The organism is Brevundimonas sp. TWP3-1-2b1, assembly GCF_049896165.1.
Lineage (GTDB): Bacteria > Pseudomonadota > Alphaproteobacteria > Caulobacterales > Caulobacteraceae > Brevundimonas > Brevundimonas subvibrioides_B.
The window spans coordinates 13,303-28,637 of record NZ_JAFCTT010000008.1; the positions used below are offsets into that span (position 1 = coordinate 13,303).

Sequence of the window (15,335 nt, forward strand, 5' to 3'; positions counted from 1 at the left end):
CACGACAGTGACGGTAGACAGGCCGAAATGGTTAATATAACGCTGTTTGAGCGGCTCGCCCGCCGACCTCGGCGGTTCGCCTGGTGGGAGAAAAGCGAGGTCTCGCAAGGACTTGAGGGGAGCTGAACATGGATCCGATCACTTCGATCGTGGCCGCCATGCTGATCTCCGGCGCCGCGGCGCCGGTGGATGGTCATGGCTGTCCCGAAGCACCGCACTATGGCGACGTACCCTGCTCATGCACGCGCGTCGTCGACTTCTACGGCCCCTGGACCGGCGGCGGCGCCGGCTGGCCGGGACCGGGGGGCTGGGGCCCGCCGATCAACAATCCAGGCCCGCCTATTCATGTCTCGTCGCCGGGCGTTCGCGTGATCGGCCGTCCGATCAACGTCGCCGGCCCGACCATCTATATCGACGGACCCCCGGTCTATGTCGACGCGCCGCCGATCCGCATCGCGCCGGCCCAGATCTACGTCCAGCGTCCCGAAGTCCATGTCCGGCCATCGGAGATCCTGGTCGAGCCGCCGGAAGTCCACTTCTCGGACTGCACCGAAGGCCCCACCTGTACACCGGCAAGCCCGGGTTACTGATCCGGCTAGGCTGAAATGACGAAGGGCCCCTGCGGAGACGCTGGGGCCCTTTTCGTTGGCATCTTTGGTTCGTCACCCTCCGCTCTGCGCCGCGAAGGGGCGGCTTGCCGAAGGATAACGAGCGGTAAAGTCAGTCCGCTGACGCGTCTTCCGCCTCGGCGGTCGCGGGCTGGGCTTCGACGGAAGCCAGACCGGCCGAAGCAGCCCTCGTCGTCGACCCCGCGCAATAGTCGCGGGTCTCACGCGCCAGAGCGAGGTAGCCGCCGTCCAGGGCGGCCTTGACTGCGGCGTCACAGTTCTCGTCGCTCAACAGCCGGGTGACCTGGCGGCGGACAGCCAGATAGGCGTCCTGCTTGTCGCGCAGCGACCGGGCGGCGCGGCGATCGTCGGGCAGGCAAAGCGACACCCAGCCTGCATCGGCGCAGCGGGAGACCAGTCGCGCCTCGCGCTCGGTCAGGACGCCGGTGTCGATCGGCTGGATTGGGCCGGGGTCAGCGACCACCGGGGGAGCGACGGGCGGACTGACCGGAGGGGCTGCAGGCTCCGTGACGGTCGGCGCGGGCGGCAGGGTCTCGGGCGACGCCGCCTCCGGGCCCGATCTGCCGCCCAGGACGATGGCGGGCGCGTCGGCGACGATGTCGGTTCCGGGGACCGGGACGATGACGATGTCGGGCACGGCGTAGCGGCAGACATAGCGGCCGTTTTCGAGGGCGCAGGACTGCAGCGTGGCCTGGACGGCTTGGGACTCGACCAGGGCCGGGCCGGCGAGCAGGGCGAACATCAGGCTGAACATGGAAGCCTCCTGCCGCGGAGCCGGGACGGGCGGGCCCCGGGCGGTTGGTTGACGGATATTAACCTTTTTGACGAGGGCGGACCTAGCGAAATCTCAGCCTTCGGCGACCGGCGTTTCGTCGACCAGACGGGCGTGGCGGCGCGTCTGCCTGCGCTCTACCGCATAACTGACCAGCCACAGGGCCATCGCCCAGGCCGCGCCGACGCACCATCCGGCCATGACGTCCGAGGCCCAGTGGGCGCCGAGGTAGACGCGGGTCAGTCCGACCATCAGGGCGAAGGCCATGCCGACGCCCAGGACGTAGGCTTTCAGCCGACGCCGGGGGAAGGCGCGGGTCATCATCACCGCGACGGTCAGGTAGAAGACCGTCGACAGAAGAGCATGGCCGGAGGGGAAGCTGGCGTTCAGCGTCTCCACCGCCTGAAAGGCCGCGGGAGGTCGTTCACGCTGGAACAGGGCCTTCAGTCCCTCGCTCAGGGCGACTCCGCCTGCGAGACCGATCAACAGCAGCAGGGCCGAGAGCCACTTCCTGAGGATCAGCAGCATGCCCAGGGCGACCACGGCGAACAGGGTCAGGACGGCAATGCCCCCCAGGGAGGTGATGTCGGCCGCCGCCTCGTGCAGCCACCAGGGGCCGCGCGGCTGGCCGGCGACCGGCTGCATCCAGTGCAGCACCATCTGGTCGAAGGCCTGACCGTCGGTCTCGGTCATGTCGTCGGCGATCTCGACGAAGGTCATGATTCCCAGGGTGACGATGGCCAGGGCGCCGAGGGCCGCGAACTCCGCCCGCGCCACGGTGATCGCGCGACGCAAAAAAGGGATGAGATCGGAGGATTGCATCGCTCGCTAACGGCCAAGCTGGGATGCCGTTCCCGATCACGGCTTCGTGAATCCTGTCACAATGGTGCGTCGCACGGCCGTCGCGGCTTTTGCACAGGCTCATCCCCCGTCTCGAAGTGATTCGAGACGAATTCCGGCGTCAAGCCCGTTGACCATTGGTTAGGCATCTGCGCCCCATATGTTGGTTCGGGGAGCGCTTCGGCCACTAGATGCAGTGGTTCGAACGCAGGCGGCTTCACTTCGATTTTAGTTCAGGGCGATGACGATTATGGCTGGCGGCGAAGCGTTGAAAACGGTGGAATTCGATGCCCTCAGGGCTGCGCCTGCGGCCGACAAGCCCCATCTGACGGTGGTGCGCAGCCTCGAACTCGACCGGACCCGCGACGACCTGCTGACCGACTTCGGCAAGAAGACGCTTGAGGATCGCTATCTGCTGGCCGGCGAGAGCTACCAGGACATGTTCGCGCGCGTCGCCACGGCCTATGCCGACGACCCCGACCACGCCCAGCGCGTCTACGACTATATGTCGAAGCTCTGGTTCATGCCCTCGACGCCGGTGCTGTCGAACGGCGGCGCGAAACGGGGTCTGCCGATCTCCTGCTTCCTGAACTCGGTGCAGGACAGCCTGGACGGCATCCAGCGGGTCTGGAACGAGAACGTGTCGCTGGCCTCGAACGGCGGCGGCATCGGCACCTACTGGGGCGGCGTCCGTTCCATCGGCGAGAAGGTCAAGGGCGCGGGGCAAACGTCCGGCATCATCCCCTTCATCCGCGTGATGGACTCCCTGACGCTTGCGATCAGCCAGGGCAGCCTGCGTCGCGGTTCGGCGGCGGTCTACCTCGACGTGCACCACCCGGAGATCGAGGAGTTCCTGGAAATCCGCAAACCCTCGGGCGACTTCAACCGCAAGTCCCTGAACCTGCACCACGGCATCAACATCACCGACGAGTTCATGGAGGCGGTGAAGGCCGGCGGCCCGTTCGGCCTGCGCTCGCCCAAGAACGACGAGGTGCTGAAGACCGTCGACGCCCGTTCGCTGTGGCAGAAGATCCTCGAAATCCGTCTGCAGACCGGCGAGCCCTATCTGATCTTCTCTGACACGGTGAACCGCCAGATGCCCAGGCATCAGCGCGAGCTGGGACTGAAGGTGAAGCAGTCGAACCTGTGCAGCGAGATCATGCTGCACACCGGCCCCGACCACCTGGGCATCGACCGCACCGCAGTCTGCTGCCTGTCGTCGGTCAACGCCGAGATGTTCCTGGAGTGGCGCGAGGAGCCCCGCTTCGTCGAGGACGTGATGCGCTTCCTGGACAATGTGCTGGAGGACTTCATCACCCGCGCCCCTCCGGAAATGGCCGCCGCCGTCTATTCGGCCAGGCGCGAGCGTTCGGTCGGTCTGGGCCTGATGGGCTTCCACTCCTTCCTGCAGGCGCAGGGCGTGGCCTTCGAAAGCGCCATGGCCAAGTCGTGGAACATGCGGCTGTTCAAACACCTGCGTCGCGAGGCCGACAAGGCCAGCGTCAGGCTGGCCGAGGAGAAGGGTGCCTGCGAAGACGCCGCCGAGCGCGGCATCATGGAGCGGTTCTCGCACAAGCTGGCCATCGCCCCGACCGCCTCGATCTCGATCATCTGCGGCGGCACCTCGGCGGGCATCGAGCCGATCCCGGCCAACATCTATACCCACAAGACCCTGTCGGGCTCATTCGCGGTCAAGAACCCGTATCTGGAGCGCCTGCTGGAACTGAAGGGCGCCAACACCGACGCGGTGTGGTCGTCGATCCTGGAGCACGAGGGCTCGGTCCAGCACCTGACCGTGCTGAACGACGACGAGAAGGGGATCTTCAAGACTGCCTTCGAACTGGACCAGCGCTGGGTCGTCGAGCTGTCGGCCGACCGCTCGCCGGAAATCTGCCAGGCCCAGTCGATCAACCTGTTCATCCCGGGCGACGTCAACAAATGGGACCTGCACATGCTGCACTGGCGCGCATGGGAGACGGGGGTGAAGTCGCTCTACTACCTGCGTTCCAAGTCGGTTCAGCGCGCCGCCTTCGCCGGCGCCGAGGACAAGGCCGAGGTCGAGATCGATCCGAACCAGCCGGACCTCTTCTCCGCCGCCCCGACCGACTACGACGAGTGCCTGGCCTGCCAATGACCCGAGACGGGTCGGCCCTGAAATCGCACTGATCTTGACGAGCGGTTCCCTCCGGGCCCCGCTCGTTTCGCGTCTGCAGGGGCCTTTAACCCCGATGACACCCCGGATGGGGGAACCTGTGCAGCGAAAGCCACGTTGGGGGATCATGTCAGGAAGGTGTCGCAACAACGCGGTTGGACCTGACGCGATTCCGGTGCAGGGTGAGCTCTGTTAACGGACTGTGAGGGGACCGTTGGTCCGTCTGGATAGCCTGTTTCTGAGCGTACTCGCATTGGCGGCCCTGGCCGTTCCGGCAAGCGCGCAGACGTGGGTGAACCAGAACTGGTCCGATGCCCAGCAGGAAACCTCCGCCAGCATCACCGCGCAGCTGAACCGCCAGGCCAGTTTCAATGTGGCTGCGGGGCGCGAATTCGGGCCCGTGCTGGAGTTCGCCACCGACTATGCGCCGGCCGAGGCGCGCAATCCGTTCGCGGCCACGACCACTCGCGACGTCTGGCGCGAGGCCGATGGTTTCACCGACCGGCTAAGGTTGCGGACGCGGGGTGAGCTGCGCCGGGCCGACGGCTCGCCCGTGCCGCCGACGCCACTCGACCAGGCGATGCTCGACGCCGACGGCTATGAGGTCAGCTACACCCGCGGCTGGACGACGGCGCGCGGCTATACGGCCTCCGGGCTCGAGGTGACGCTGACGCCGCACGTCGGCATCGGCGCGGGTGACCGGGGCGGCACGGCCGAGGCGGGCGCCACCCTGCGGATCGGCTCGACCGCAGACCGAATCCTGCCGGAAGGGGCAGAGGCCTTCGGCGAGCGGGCCCGCTGGTACATCTATGCCGCCGGATCCGGCACCGCCGTCGGCTATAATTTCGCGCGGACGCGGGACGGCGAGTACGCCCGCTCCGGCTACAGCCGCGACAGCGGCACGTTCCTGGGCGACGCCTCGATCGGGGTGGCTCTGCGCCGGGGCGACATGCAGGGCTCGTTCGGCCTCGTCTATCGCGAGGTCGAGGCTGAGGGCATGCATGGCGGCCACGGCATCGACAACGATGTCTCCGAAGGCCTCGTCGCCTTCCAGCTGTCGATCAAGCCGGAGTGGTGAGGGCGGACTAGATCCAGCCCCTTCGCCGGAAATACAGCAGCGGCGCGGCCGCCGAGACCACCATCAGGCCCAGGGCCATCGGATAGCCCTCCATCCAGCGAAGCTCGGGCATATGCTCGAAATTCATGCCGTAGATGGCCCCGATCAGGGTCGGTGGCATCAGCACCGCGGTGAAGATCGAGAACATCTTGAAGATTGACGACTGCTCGATGTTGATCAGGCCGAGCGCGGCCGAGAGCTGGAAGTTGATGCCCGAGGCGACGGCCTGATTGTGCGCGATCAGGCTGGTGGCGTCACGGCTGAGCGAGCGCAGCTGCTCGCGCGGCTCGTCGGCGTGCTCGAACCAGTCGTCGACAGTGACGAAGGCGAAGACCCGGGCGAGACCGGCCAGGCTCTGTTCGATGCGGGCGCTGGCGATATGCGCCCGGCCGAGCTTGGTGATCAGGTGTTTGAAGCCGACGGTCTTGCCCTCGGAAAAGACGTGCACGCCGAAACCCTCGACCTTGGCGCCCAGGCCCGACAGCACGTCGGAGGCCCGGTCGATGATCGCCTCCATCAGGTTCAGGAACATGTCTGCGCCGGTCTGGCACAGGGCCGGCTCACGCTCGAGCTTGTCGGTGAACATGGTGAAGGGCCGCGGGTCAAAATAGCGGATGGTGACCATCGGTCCCGTGGTCAGGACGAAGGTGACCGGGTCGATGCCGGGCAGGTCGTCGTCGCCGCGATGCAGGATGTCGGCGGTGACATAGGTTGCGCCGCCCTCGCGATAGAGCCGGCTGGAGGCCTCCAGCTCGCTCATCTCAGCGCGGGTGGGAATGGAGATGCCCAGGGCCCGCTCGACGGCGGCGTCTTCACCGTGACTGGGTTCGATCATGTCGATCCACAGGGTGTCGGGCGGCATTTCCCAGCCGCCGATGACGTCGATCTCGACCGCCTCGCAGGCGGCGCAGCCCGAACGATAGAGGCGGATCATTCGCGGCGGGCTCGGGGTGTGGGGGTCAGGTCGGGCTCAGTTGGTCGCGGTGGTCGTGGCGTTCGCCGCGACCTGGCGGCCGGCGTCATAGGCGTCGCGGGCGCCGTTGTAGATGAAACCATAGGTCGGATAGACGGTCGAACCGAGGTCGCGGATCGGATTGTACCAGACCTTGACCTGGGACCAGTCGTTCTGGCCCGAGACGTCGACGACGGTGACGTTTTCCTCGACGCGGCCGCGGCTGCCGCCCCAGTTGGCGTGGGTCACGCGGATCACGCGGTCGGTCAGGATGTCGGAGACGACGGCGACGTGGCCCCGGCTCATGCGGCCTTCGGGACGGAACACCAGGACCGAGCCGGTCTCGGGCGCACGGCCGGTGCGGAAGCGGTCGACGGCCTGGTTCCACCAGGTCCAGGCGTCGCCGAAGATGTTGATGCCAGAGAACATGCGGGCAAAGGTGACGCACTGCCAGTACGGATCGTCGGCCTTGGCGGGGGCGGGCGACAGGGCGAAGAACCCCAGGCACGCGGCAACCAGAGCGGCGGTGATCCGTTTTGTCATGCTGAATTGTTTCCGTCTGTTACGCCCGCACTATCCCTAGACGATAGTTAGCCGAGGGTAAAAGCCCCTTTTCAGGCGAGTTGCGGACCGCCTGTGCGGGCCTTCGCGCGCTCGGCCCGCCGCTTTGCGAGGTCACGCAGCGCCCGTCGGGCGGGGAATTCGACCAGATGGTAGGACACGGCCGCTACCAGCGGCAGGGTCAGGAACACAGCCAGCCACACGAAGAGTTGAAGCTTTTCGCCCCCGCCCGTGAGCTTCGACGCCGCGTTCACGGCCAGCAGTTTCCACGGCACGACGACCATATAGACCGAGTAGCTGATCTCTCCGAGATAGACGGCGGGCTTCGACGCCAGCCAACCGGCGCGGGCGTTGGGCAGCGAAGCAAGGGCCACGATCAATGCGCCGCACAGGGGCACGATCAGAGCGTCCGGCGCCTGCAGCGAACCGGCCACGGCGATGGCCGCCGCGACGCCGGCGGCGATCCAGCCGGGACGCGGGAGGCGGATCTTGCGATGCATCAGATACAGGGCGCAGCCGAGGGCGAAACAGGGGACGATCCGCAGGGCGCCCCAGAGGATGGTGGCCTGGGTCAGGGGGAAGCCGGCCAGCATCTGGAAGACGACGTAGAGCGCCACGAGGAAGGCCACTGCGCCGATCACTGCGGCGATCGGCCGCTCGCGCAGCCGCCAGGCGACGAAGGCGAAGGCGGGAAAACAGAGATAGGCGAACCATTCCGCCGAGATCGACCAGGACGGATGGTTCCAGCCGGCCACGGGCGCGAAGCCCCAGGCGTGGACCATCAGGAGGTTGGCGGGGAGAGCCGCCCAGCTGAGGATGTTGCCGTTGATGCTGAGGCCCGCGGCGACGGCGCCGAAGGCCAGTGCGCCGACCCCCATCAGGGTGGCGATATGCAGCGGATAGACCCGCGCGATCCGCGCCCACAGGAACGATCCATAGCTGAACCGCTTCTCGCCATGCGCCGCCAGATAGACGTGACACAGGATGAAGCCCGAGAGGACGAAGAACAGTTCGACCCCCAGATAGCCCTTGGCCACGAGGTTCGGCATCCAGCTGACGTCGAGATCCGGCCAGAAGGCGAACAGGGCCACCCAGATGGCGGCGCCGAAACGCAGTGCGGTGAGGGGGCGGAGGTCCGCGGGCGCTTCCAGCTGGCTCATTCCTTCCCTATGCAGCTGACGCGGTTCCAGAACCGTTAAGTGAACGATGAAAGATGCAGACGTGACCGCAAAGACCCTGACCTTCGATGAGGTCGCCTGCGCCGCAGCAACGCAGGCGGGGCTGACCGAGGCGCAGGCCACCGCCGCCCTGACCGGGGCGCTGGGCTTGCTGGATCGCCATGCCGGGCGCGAGCCGCTGGCGGCGCTCTATGCCGTCGTCGACGGAGCGGAGACGGCGGCGCGCTCCAGGGCCGCCGAGCGTCCGAAGCGCGGCCTGTTCGGCGGGATCATGGCCTCGGCTGGAGGGGTGTCGGGCGCGGCGGTGGCAGAGGCCATGGGCCTGCTGGATCGTCTCGGGAGCGAGGGCGTAGACAAGGCGGCGCTCAAACGGCTGCTGCCCGCCGCGCGTGACCGGGTGCGGGCGGCGACCGGACGTGACCTGCTGGGCGAGGCGGTGCGCAGCGTGCCGGGCGTGGGGCCGTTGCTGGGCGACAGCTAGGGCGCCGGCTGGCTCTCGAGGAAGGCGACGGAGGCAGCGCAACCGTTCAGCGTTTGCTCACCCAGTTCGACGCGCGCGGTCAGGGGATAGACCCGGTCGCTCATGCCGTCCGAACAGTCCGTGGCGATCAGGGTCACGACGAGAGTCGCGCCGTCCGCCCCGGCGGCTGCATAGACCGCCGTGGTGCCCTGAAGGGTTGGGCCGGGGTTGGTCACGCTGAAGCCCGGATTGTCGACGGCGGAATAGGTCAGGGTCCCGGGGGTAATCTCTACGCCCCAGAAGGGCTCGGTGCCGATGGCGCGGAGCGGCTGGCCCAGATCGACGCCGCCGAGGACGGCGGACGCGGCCGGCGGAGGCGCCTCAGACCGGGGAGTTTCGCCCGGGTTGGAACAGGCCGCGAGAGCAAGCAGGGCGAGAGCGAGAAGGGGCAGGCGCATCGGATCGGCTCCGGGACAGGTTCGTGACGACCATGCAGGCGAACCCGTCCGGGTCAAGTTTCGTCGGTCTCGGCGCGACCGGGATCCAGACTGTTGTCGACCTGATCGTCCCACCCCTCGCGGTTCGACTTGAAGGCCAGGGCCATCAGTCCCCAGCTCAGGCCGACCGTCCCCGCGACCCCCAGGCCCATGGCGATCCAGCCGTGCAGCGGCAGGTCGCCCCCGCCTATGGCGACCCAGAACAGGGCCAGCCCCCAGGTCGCGAGGGCCGAGAGGGCGAGGGCGATCAGGGCGTAGATGCAGAAACGCTGAAAATGGCTGGGCATGGCCAAGCCATAGCACGCCTCAGGCCGCTACGCTGCTCCGGCGGCGGGCGCGGCGCATCTGTCGCGCAGCCCGGGGGCAGGCGAGCGCGAGCCGGTGCAGGGCGGCGACGACCAGGCCGGTGAGCGCCCACGACAGGAGGATGTCCGACAGGAAATGGCCGCCGAAAGCGATCCGGTTGAGCGACAGGGCGGCGGCATAGGCCATGACGGCGGGCAGGGCCCAGCGACGCCACGGCGCCGGGACCATCAGGACGACGACCGCCACCATCCAGGCGGCGGACGAGGCCTCGCCCGAGACGAAGGAGCAGTTGGACACGCAGTTGTCCGAGACCTGCCAGGCGCGGGTGAAGTCGGTGTCGCCGCCGAAGGCCTCGATCTGGATCGGCCTGGCGCGGCCCCACATCGATTTCAGAACCCCGTTGACCAGGAATCCCGGGGCGATGACCAGACCGACCAGCAGAACGGTCGCCCGACGACCCCAGCCCTCGAGACGGCGGGGATTGCGGCGCAGGGCCAGGACGATCTCGCCGGTCAGGCCCAGAAGCATCAGTCCGAGCACCCAGGTCGAAGACCTGCGCAGCCCCTTCAGGACCGGATTGTCGGCCAGGGCGAAGCCCGCGTCCGGGCTGTAGAACAGCGCGCTGACGGCCATATCGACGCCCGGCAGAAGGGCGAAATACAGCGACAGGACAACGAGCGTCACGAAGGCCAGGGTCACGGGCTCGTCGGCGCGCACGCCCGACGCCAGCGACAGCTGCAATCGCGTCGCGGCCCGCCGAAGGGCGTGGATATTGAACAGACGGCGCGCCCGTCGACCCCGTTCGCCGATGGCTGTGACCTCCGTCATCGATCCCCCAAAAGAGCCGTAGCCCGAGCTTGGCTGACTCATGCGGCGGGCGCGTCACGGAAACATGGGAGTTTGGCGGCGTTTCCGTGTCGGACGCGTGTAGAGACGTCCTTGGCCGTATGGCCTATGGCGTCGCCTGCCCGGCTTCACCCTGTCGCGGGGACCGGCTAGACGGATGACATGCCTGAACTTCCCGAGGTCGAGACGGTCCGACGCGGCCTGGAGCCAGTGCTTGTCGGGGCACGGCTGACCCGGCTGCGGCAGAACCGCCCGGATCTGCGCTTCCCCTTCCCTGACCGATTCGTCGCGCGTCTGGAGGGGGCTAGCGTCGAGCGGATCGACCGGCGGGCCAAATATCTGCTGGCCGCGCTATCGACCGGCGAGACCTGGGTGACCCACCTCGGTATGACCGGCCGGTTCACTGTCGACGGCGAACAGCTCGGTGAGTTCGAGGAGCCGGCGCCGATCGCCGGCAAGCATGAGCATATGAGCTTCTGCGCCCTCAAGGACGGCCACGCCACGCGGGTGGGGTTCGCCGATGCCCGCCGGTTCGGCTTCATGGGTCTGATCCCGACCGACCAGGTCGAGATCCACCCGTGGTTCGTCGGCATGGGGCCGGAACCGCTCGGCAACGGCTTCTCGGCCGCCCATCTGGCCGAGGTCTTCGACGGCAAGAAGCAGACCATCAAGGTGTCGCTGCTGGACCAGCGCAACGTCGCCGGGCTGGGCAATATCTATGTGTGCGAGGCGCTCTGCCGGGCGCGCATCTCGCCCCTGATCGCGGCGGGCAAGCTCTCGAAGCCACGGCTGGAGACCCTGGCCGCGGTCATCCGCGACGTGCTCTACGACGCCATCGCGGCGGGCGGCTCGACGTTGAAGGACTTCGCCAACGCCGAGGGCGGCCAGGGCTATTTCCAGCACCGGTTCGACGTCTACGGCCGCGAGGGCAAACCGTGCTTCGGCGAGGGCTGCACCGGCGTGGTCAAACGTGTCGTCCAGGGCGGTCGGTCGACCTTCTACTGCCCCTCCTGCCAGAGGCGCTGATGACCCACCGCATCATCCTGTTCCGGGGCATGAACACCGGCGGCGTCCGCGCCCCCGTCGGCGAGCAGCGGGCCATGGCCGAGGCGATGGGGCTGAAGAACCCGCGCACCCTGCTGGCCAGCGGCAATCTGGTGGTCGAGAGCGGGATGGCGACGGCGACTCTTGAAGCCGCGATCGAGGCGGAGATGGCGCGCCGCTTCGATGTGAAGATCGCCGCCATGGCCCGCACGCCGCAGCAGTGGGCGGACCTGATCGCCGCCAACCCCTTCCCGAATGAGGCGGCCGAGCATCCGGCCAGGATCGTGGCCATGGTCATGAAGGACGGGATCAAGGCCGGCGCGATCGAGGCCTGTCGCGCCCTGGCCGAGGGCGGCGAGGCGGTCGAAGCCAGAGACGACGTGCTCTATTTCTGGTTCCCGAACGGCCAGGGCGGGTCCGGCATCTTCAGGAAGGCCACGCCTCGGATGCTCGGCATGGGCACCGGGCGGAACTGGAACACCATCCTCAAGCTGGGAGAGATGGTAGATGTCTGATCGCTTGGACTTGATGTAAAAAATAATAGACACGATGTCCGTGTCGTGCGACATCGAGCCCCGCCGCCTGCTGCGGCTGGGGACCTGTCATGTCGTTTCGCGAAAAGCATCTCTGGATCAGCATCGTCGCCACCGTCGGCGTATGGGGCTTTTACGGCTGGCGGCTGATGCAGGCGATCGCCGGGGGCGGGCTGACCGATCCGGGTTTCGCCTTCGCGACGGGCGGGCTGTTCATCGGTTGTCTGGTCGTTGTGGTCCTTCTGGAGGTGGGGCTCACCTTCCTCGCGACGGCGACCACCCGGCGCGCCGAGCGCGAGGCGCGGGATGAGCGGGAACTGGTCGCCTCGCTGAAGGCCAGCCACGTCTCCCTGATGGCTCTGATCGCCATCGTCTTCAGCCTGGCCATCGCGGCCTATCTGCTGGGCTTCGCGAACGCCGCCTCGTCGGGAGCCGCCGCCCTGCCGATGACTCCGACCAACGCTCTCATCTTCGCGGCCAACATCCTGATGGGCGCGGTGATCGTGTCGGAGCTGATCCGCTATGTCTTCAACATCGCCCTGCTGCGGGGGATGCGCTGATGTCGTTCCGGGAAAAGGCAGCCTGGATCAGCCTGGGCAGCGGCGCCGTCATCTGGGGGTTCTATTTCGTCGTCGTCTGGAGTCGCCTCGTCGAACTGCCCGGGGAATGGCCGGTGGCCCTGTTCGTCGAGTGCGTCATCGCCAGCCTGCTGGTTCAGGGGGTTCTGATGGGGCTGGCGGCGATACGGACGCCGCGAGATCAACGCACCCTGTCCGACGAGCGCGAGATCCAGATCGACGGCAGGGCGACGAGCGTCGGCTATGCGGCCCTGACCGGTCTGGTCCTGTGCGTTGCGCTGATCAGTCCATTCGCGGTCGGCATGGAGTTCGGCGGTCTGGCCATCGCGTCGCGCGGCGAGGCCGCGACCATCATGGGCCAGGGTCTGCTGCTGGCCATCGTCGTGGCCGAAGTCGTGAAGTCGGCCGTCGTCGTGATCCTCCACCGCCGGATCGCTGCGTGAAGGGCCCCCCGCCGATCCGCAACCGCATCCGCGAGCTGCGTTTCCATGCCGGCGAGATGACCCAGGCGGCGCTGGCGGAGAAGATCGGCATGACCCGCCAGACCATCGTCGCCATGGAACAGGGCAAATACTCGCCCAGCCTCGAGGCCGCCTTCCGCATCGCCGCCGTCTTCGGCGTGCCGATCACCGAGGTGTTCCAGTGGGAGGGGTGACCCGGCCCTAGTGCGGGCCGCAGGCGCCGAAGTTGGCGAGGTAGCCGGCGTAGTCGGGCCAGCGGAATCCCATCGGTGCGCGGCGTGACTCGAGCTGGTCGGGGTTCTCGGTGGGGAAGGGACGCATAAAGCCGTCCACGCACTGCATCTGGGTGCCGTAGCGCTGGAGTCTGGCCTCGGCGACGGCGATCCGGTCGTACATCAGGGCATAGTGGGATTTGCTGGCCTCGCCCCGATCCGCCATGGCCTCGATGGCCGGCAGGAAGCGCTTCTGCAGCGCCGTGTCCGCATGCTGGACGACCAGGAAGGCGCCGGTCGCGGCCTCTTCGCCGTAGACGGTGATGGAGAACCAGCCCTCGGCCGGGACCATGGCGAGCAGGGCCTGAACGTTCTCGGCGCTCAACCGCTCGACCTCGGCGTCCATGGCTCCCTGGACCACGTGCCGATCCGCTTCGGGCAGGTCTGAAAGATCGGAATGGCTGGCCATCATCAGCGGTCCCTGGTCCAGGGTGAGCAGGGCTTCTAGCCGTGCCCGGACGGAGGCCTCAGGCCCGATCGCCGCCAGTCCGGCACGGGCCTCGGCAACCGTCGCGTTGAACTGAGCGAGTTTCGCCTGCGCCGCAGGGCTGAGATCGGCCAGCATCAGGGCGGCGGTCAGGAACCAGATCAGCATGGCGTTCTCCCCGAGGTTGTCGCCACCCTAGCCGGCGCTCGCGTTCTGGCAATGCGGGTTTCGTCGCAGGGGCGGGGCCGGTATGCAGGCGGGAGACGAACCGGAGACCGACCATGGCCGATGCCTATTCAACCCTTCTGATCGAGCGGCACGCCGACGGATACGCCGTGGTGACCCTGAACCGGCCCGAGGCGCTGAACGCCCTGAACTCGGCCCTGTTCAGGGATCTGTCGGACTTCCTCGACGCGGTCGAGCATGATGACACGGTGCGCTGCCTGATCCTGACCGGGTCGGGCGACAAGGCCTTCGCGGCTGGCGCCGACATCAAGGAGATGGCGGACCAGTCCTATGCCGACATGTACCGGGGCAACTATTTCGCGCTCGGCCACGACCGGATCACCCGGTTCAGGAAGCCGATCATCGCCGCGGTCAACGGCTTCGCCCTGGGCGGCGGGTGTGAACTGGCCATGCTGTGCGACTTCATCGTCGCCAGTGAAAAGGCAAAGTTCGGCCAGCCGGAGATCAACCTCGGCGTCGCCCCCGGCATCGGCGGCTCCCAGCGGCTGACGCGGCTGGTCGGCAAATCGAAAGCCATGGACATGGTCCTGACCGCCCGGATGATGGACGCGGCCGAGGCCGAACGCGCCGGCCTCGCCTCCCGCGTCGTCCTGCACGAGACCTTGCTGGACGAGGTCCGCAAGATAGCTTCGAAGATCGCCTCGCAAAGCCCCCTGGCCGTCATGGCCAACAAGGAGATGGTCAACGCCGCGCTCGAGACGACCCTGACCCAGGGCGTCCAGTTCGAACGCCGCCTGTTCCACTCCCTGTTCGCCTTCGAGGACCAGAAGGAAGGCATGGCCGCCTTCGTCGAGAAGCGGAAGCCGATGTTCAAGGGCCGGTAGGTGACTGATGGTCAGTGGCTGGTGGCTGAATGGCCGGATTGATCACGGCTGTCGGACTTCAATCACCGGCCACCCATCACCAATCACCTGCCCCACCCAGACTCGCGTTGACCCTCACGCCCCCTTCCGCTATAGCCGCCCGCTCTTGAAGATTTTCTGCGCCGTGGACGGGTGTCTGCGGCGTTTCCGTTGATAGGTTTGACGATGGCCAACAATCCCGGCGCCAAGAAAGCGATCCGCAAGATCGCCGCGCGTACCGAAGTGAACAAGTCGCGTCGCACGCGCGTCCGCACCTTCCTGCGCAAGTTTCAGGAAGCCGTGACCGGGGGCGACGCCGCCGCCGCCAAGGGCGCCTTCGTCGAGGCCCAGTCCGAGCTGATGCGCGCCGTCACCAAGGGCGTGGTTCACAAGAACACGGGCTCGCGCAAGGTCTCGCGCCTGCACGCCCAACTGAAGAAAATGTCGGCGGCCTAAACCGCTAGGTACGTCTGCGTACACAGGCGTCTTCAGCGGGCGGTCACGCCTCTGTCATACGAAAATTCAGTGATTTCAACGGCGAGTAAGCTCAAGCTTACTCGCCGTTTCGCCGTGTGCGGATAAGTGTTCGCAACGGAACTTCGCTCGCCGAACAGGCGAAATC

20 protein-coding genes are annotated in these 15,335 nt (G+C 67.2%); 11 read left to right on the forward strand and 9 right to left on the reverse strand.

Features of this window, described 5'->3' with window-relative positions; genetic code table 11:
- Window positions 1–128: 128 nt before the first annotated feature.
- Window positions 129–590, forward strand: coding sequence for a hypothetical protein (locus ACP7AB_RS09150; protein WP_425992020.1), 462 nt, complete (start codon window positions 129–131; stop codon window positions 588–590).
- Window positions 591–720: 130 nt separating this feature from the next.
- Here the strand turns inward: ACP7AB_RS09150 and ACP7AB_RS09155 are convergent, their stop codons facing one another.
- Together ACP7AB_RS09155 and ACP7AB_RS09160 are read right to left on the reverse strand one after the other, a co-directional pair.
- Entirely contained in the window at window positions 721–1,383 is a 663-nt protein-coding gene (locus ACP7AB_RS09155) for a hypothetical protein (RefSeq protein ID WP_425992018.1), read from the reverse strand.
- 93 nt (window positions 1,384–1,476) lie between these two features.
- Window positions 1,477–2,196, reverse strand: coding sequence for a phosphatase PAP2 family protein (locus ACP7AB_RS09160; protein WP_425992016.1), 720 nt, complete (start codon window positions 2,194–2,196; stop codon window positions 1,477–1,479).
- A gap of 286 nt (window positions 2,197–2,482) precedes the next feature.
- On the opposite strand from ACP7AB_RS09160, the gene ACP7AB_RS09165 reads away from it, so the two are divergent.
- Window positions 2,483–4,375 carry a ribonucleoside-diphosphate reductase subunit alpha gene (locus tag ACP7AB_RS09165; RefSeq protein WP_426046134.1) on the forward strand — a complete coding sequence of 631 codons (1,893 nt, stop codon included), beginning with the start codon at window positions 2,483–2,485 and terminating at the stop codon, window positions 4,373–4,375.
- 232 nt (window positions 4,376–4,607) lie between these two features.
- Complete coding sequence (locus ACP7AB_RS09170; RefSeq protein WP_425992012.1) at window positions 4,608–5,471, forward strand: lipid A-modifier LpxR family protein; 864 nt, start codon at window positions 4,608–4,610, stop codon at window positions 5,469–5,471.
- A 7-nt stretch (window positions 5,472–5,478) separates the two neighbouring features.
- Here ACP7AB_RS09170 and ACP7AB_RS09175 read toward each other — a convergent pair whose 3' ends face one another.
- The 3 genes from ACP7AB_RS09175 to ACP7AB_RS09185 all read right to left on the reverse strand — a co-directional run bounded on the left by ACP7AB_RS09175 (window position 5,479) and on the right by ACP7AB_RS09185 (window position 8,183).
- Window positions 5,479–6,444 (reverse strand): magnesium transporter CorA family protein, encoded by a 966-nt coding sequence (locus ACP7AB_RS09175; protein ID WP_425992010.1) that lies wholly within the window; start codon window positions 6,442–6,444, stop codon window positions 5,479–5,481.
- Between the two features lie 36 nt (window positions 6,445–6,480).
- The gene (locus ACP7AB_RS09180) at window positions 6,481–7,005 is read right to left on the reverse strand and encodes a CHAP domain-containing protein (protein ID WP_425992008.1); all 525 of its coding nucleotides are present in this window, start codon (window positions 7,003–7,005) and stop codon (window positions 6,481–6,483) included.
- A gap of 71 nt (window positions 7,006–7,076) precedes the next feature.
- Window positions 7,077–8,183, reverse strand: a complete 1,107-nt coding sequence (locus tag ACP7AB_RS09185) for an acyltransferase family protein (protein ID WP_425992006.1) — start codon at window positions 8,181–8,183, stop codon at window positions 7,077–7,079.
- 61 nt (window positions 8,184–8,244) lie between these two features.
- Between ACP7AB_RS09185 and ACP7AB_RS09190 the strand changes: the two genes are divergently transcribed.
- A complete protein-coding gene (locus ACP7AB_RS09190; RefSeq protein WP_425992005.1) occupies window positions 8,245–8,682 on the forward strand; it encodes a hypothetical protein in 438 nt (145 codons plus the stop codon).
- On the opposite strand, the gene ACP7AB_RS09195 is transcribed toward ACP7AB_RS09190, so the two are convergent.
- From ACP7AB_RS09195 to ACP7AB_RS09205, 3 genes are read right to left on the reverse strand one after another with little or no spacing between them, the layout of a single operon-like run.
- Complete coding sequence (locus ACP7AB_RS09195) at window positions 8,679–9,119, reverse strand: COG3650 family protein (RefSeq protein ID WP_425992004.1); 441 nt, start codon at window positions 9,117–9,119, stop codon at window positions 8,679–8,681. The genes ACP7AB_RS09190 and ACP7AB_RS09195 overlap by 4 nt on opposite strands.
- Before the next feature lie 53 nt (window positions 9,120–9,172).
- A complete protein-coding gene (locus ACP7AB_RS09200; RefSeq protein WP_425992002.1) occupies window positions 9,173–9,445 on the reverse strand; it encodes a hypothetical protein in 273 nt (90 codons plus the stop codon).
- 19 nt (window positions 9,446–9,464) lie between these two features.
- Window positions 9,465–10,292: a phosphatase PAP2 family protein gene (locus ACP7AB_RS09205; RefSeq protein ID WP_425992000.1), complete on the reverse strand. Its 828-nt coding sequence runs from the start codon at window positions 10,290–10,292 to the stop codon at window positions 9,465–9,467.
- 180 nt (window positions 10,293–10,472) lie between these two features.
- Here ACP7AB_RS09205 and mutM point away from each other — a divergent pair, with 180 nt between their 5' ends.
- The 5 genes from mutM (at window position 10,473) to ACP7AB_RS09230 (ending at window position 13,120) form a co-directional block, all read left to right on the forward strand.
- The gene (gene mutM / locus ACP7AB_RS09210; RefSeq protein WP_425991998.1) at window positions 10,473–11,336 is read left to right on the forward strand and encodes a bifunctional DNA-formamidopyrimidine glycosylase/DNA-(apurinic or apyrimidinic site) lyase; all 864 of its coding nucleotides are present in this window, start codon (window positions 10,473–10,475) and stop codon (window positions 11,334–11,336) included.
- Window positions 11,336–11,869 (forward strand): DUF1697 domain-containing protein, encoded by a 534-nt coding sequence (locus ACP7AB_RS09215; protein WP_425991996.1) that lies wholly within the window; start codon window positions 11,336–11,338, stop codon window positions 11,867–11,869. Before mutM ends, ACP7AB_RS09215 begins: the two co-directional genes overlap by 1 nt.
- Before the next feature lie 89 nt (window positions 11,870–11,958).
- Window positions 11,959–12,447 carry a hypothetical protein gene (locus ACP7AB_RS09220; RefSeq protein ID WP_425991995.1) on the forward strand — a complete coding sequence of 163 codons (489 nt, stop codon included), beginning with the start codon at window positions 11,959–11,961 and terminating at the stop codon, window positions 12,445–12,447.
- Window positions 12,447–12,908, forward strand: a complete 462-nt coding sequence (locus tag ACP7AB_RS09225; RefSeq protein ID WP_425991993.1) for a hypothetical protein — start codon at window positions 12,447–12,449, stop codon at window positions 12,906–12,908. Before ACP7AB_RS09220 ends, ACP7AB_RS09225 begins: the two co-directional genes overlap by 1 nt.
- Window positions 12,905–13,120 (forward strand): helix-turn-helix transcriptional regulator, encoded by a 216-nt coding sequence (locus ACP7AB_RS09230; protein WP_425991992.1) that lies wholly within the window; start codon window positions 12,905–12,907, stop codon window positions 13,118–13,120. The genes ACP7AB_RS09225 and ACP7AB_RS09230 overlap by 4 nt, the downstream gene beginning before the upstream one ends.
- Window positions 13,121–13,127: 7 nt before the next feature.
- On the opposite strand, the gene ACP7AB_RS09235 is transcribed toward ACP7AB_RS09230, so the two are convergent.
- Entirely contained in the window at window positions 13,128–13,793 is a 666-nt protein-coding gene (locus tag ACP7AB_RS09235) for a DUF6624 domain-containing protein (RefSeq protein WP_425991990.1), read from the reverse strand.
- 113 nt (window positions 13,794–13,906) lie between these two features.
- On the opposite strand from ACP7AB_RS09235, the gene ACP7AB_RS09240 reads away from it, so the two are divergent.
- Together ACP7AB_RS09240 and rpsT are read left to right on the forward strand one after the other, a co-directional pair.
- Window positions 13,907–14,695 carry an enoyl-CoA hydratase-related protein gene (locus ACP7AB_RS09240; RefSeq protein WP_425991989.1) on the forward strand — a complete coding sequence of 263 codons (789 nt, stop codon included), beginning with the start codon at window positions 13,907–13,909 and terminating at the stop codon, window positions 14,693–14,695.
- 204 nt (window positions 14,696–14,899) lie between these two features.
- A complete protein-coding gene (gene rpsT / locus ACP7AB_RS09245) occupies window positions 14,900–15,169 on the forward strand; it encodes a 30S ribosomal protein S20 (RefSeq protein ID WP_425991988.1) in 270 nt (89 codons plus the stop codon).
- The last annotated feature ends 166 nt before the right edge of the window (window positions 15,170–15,335 follow it).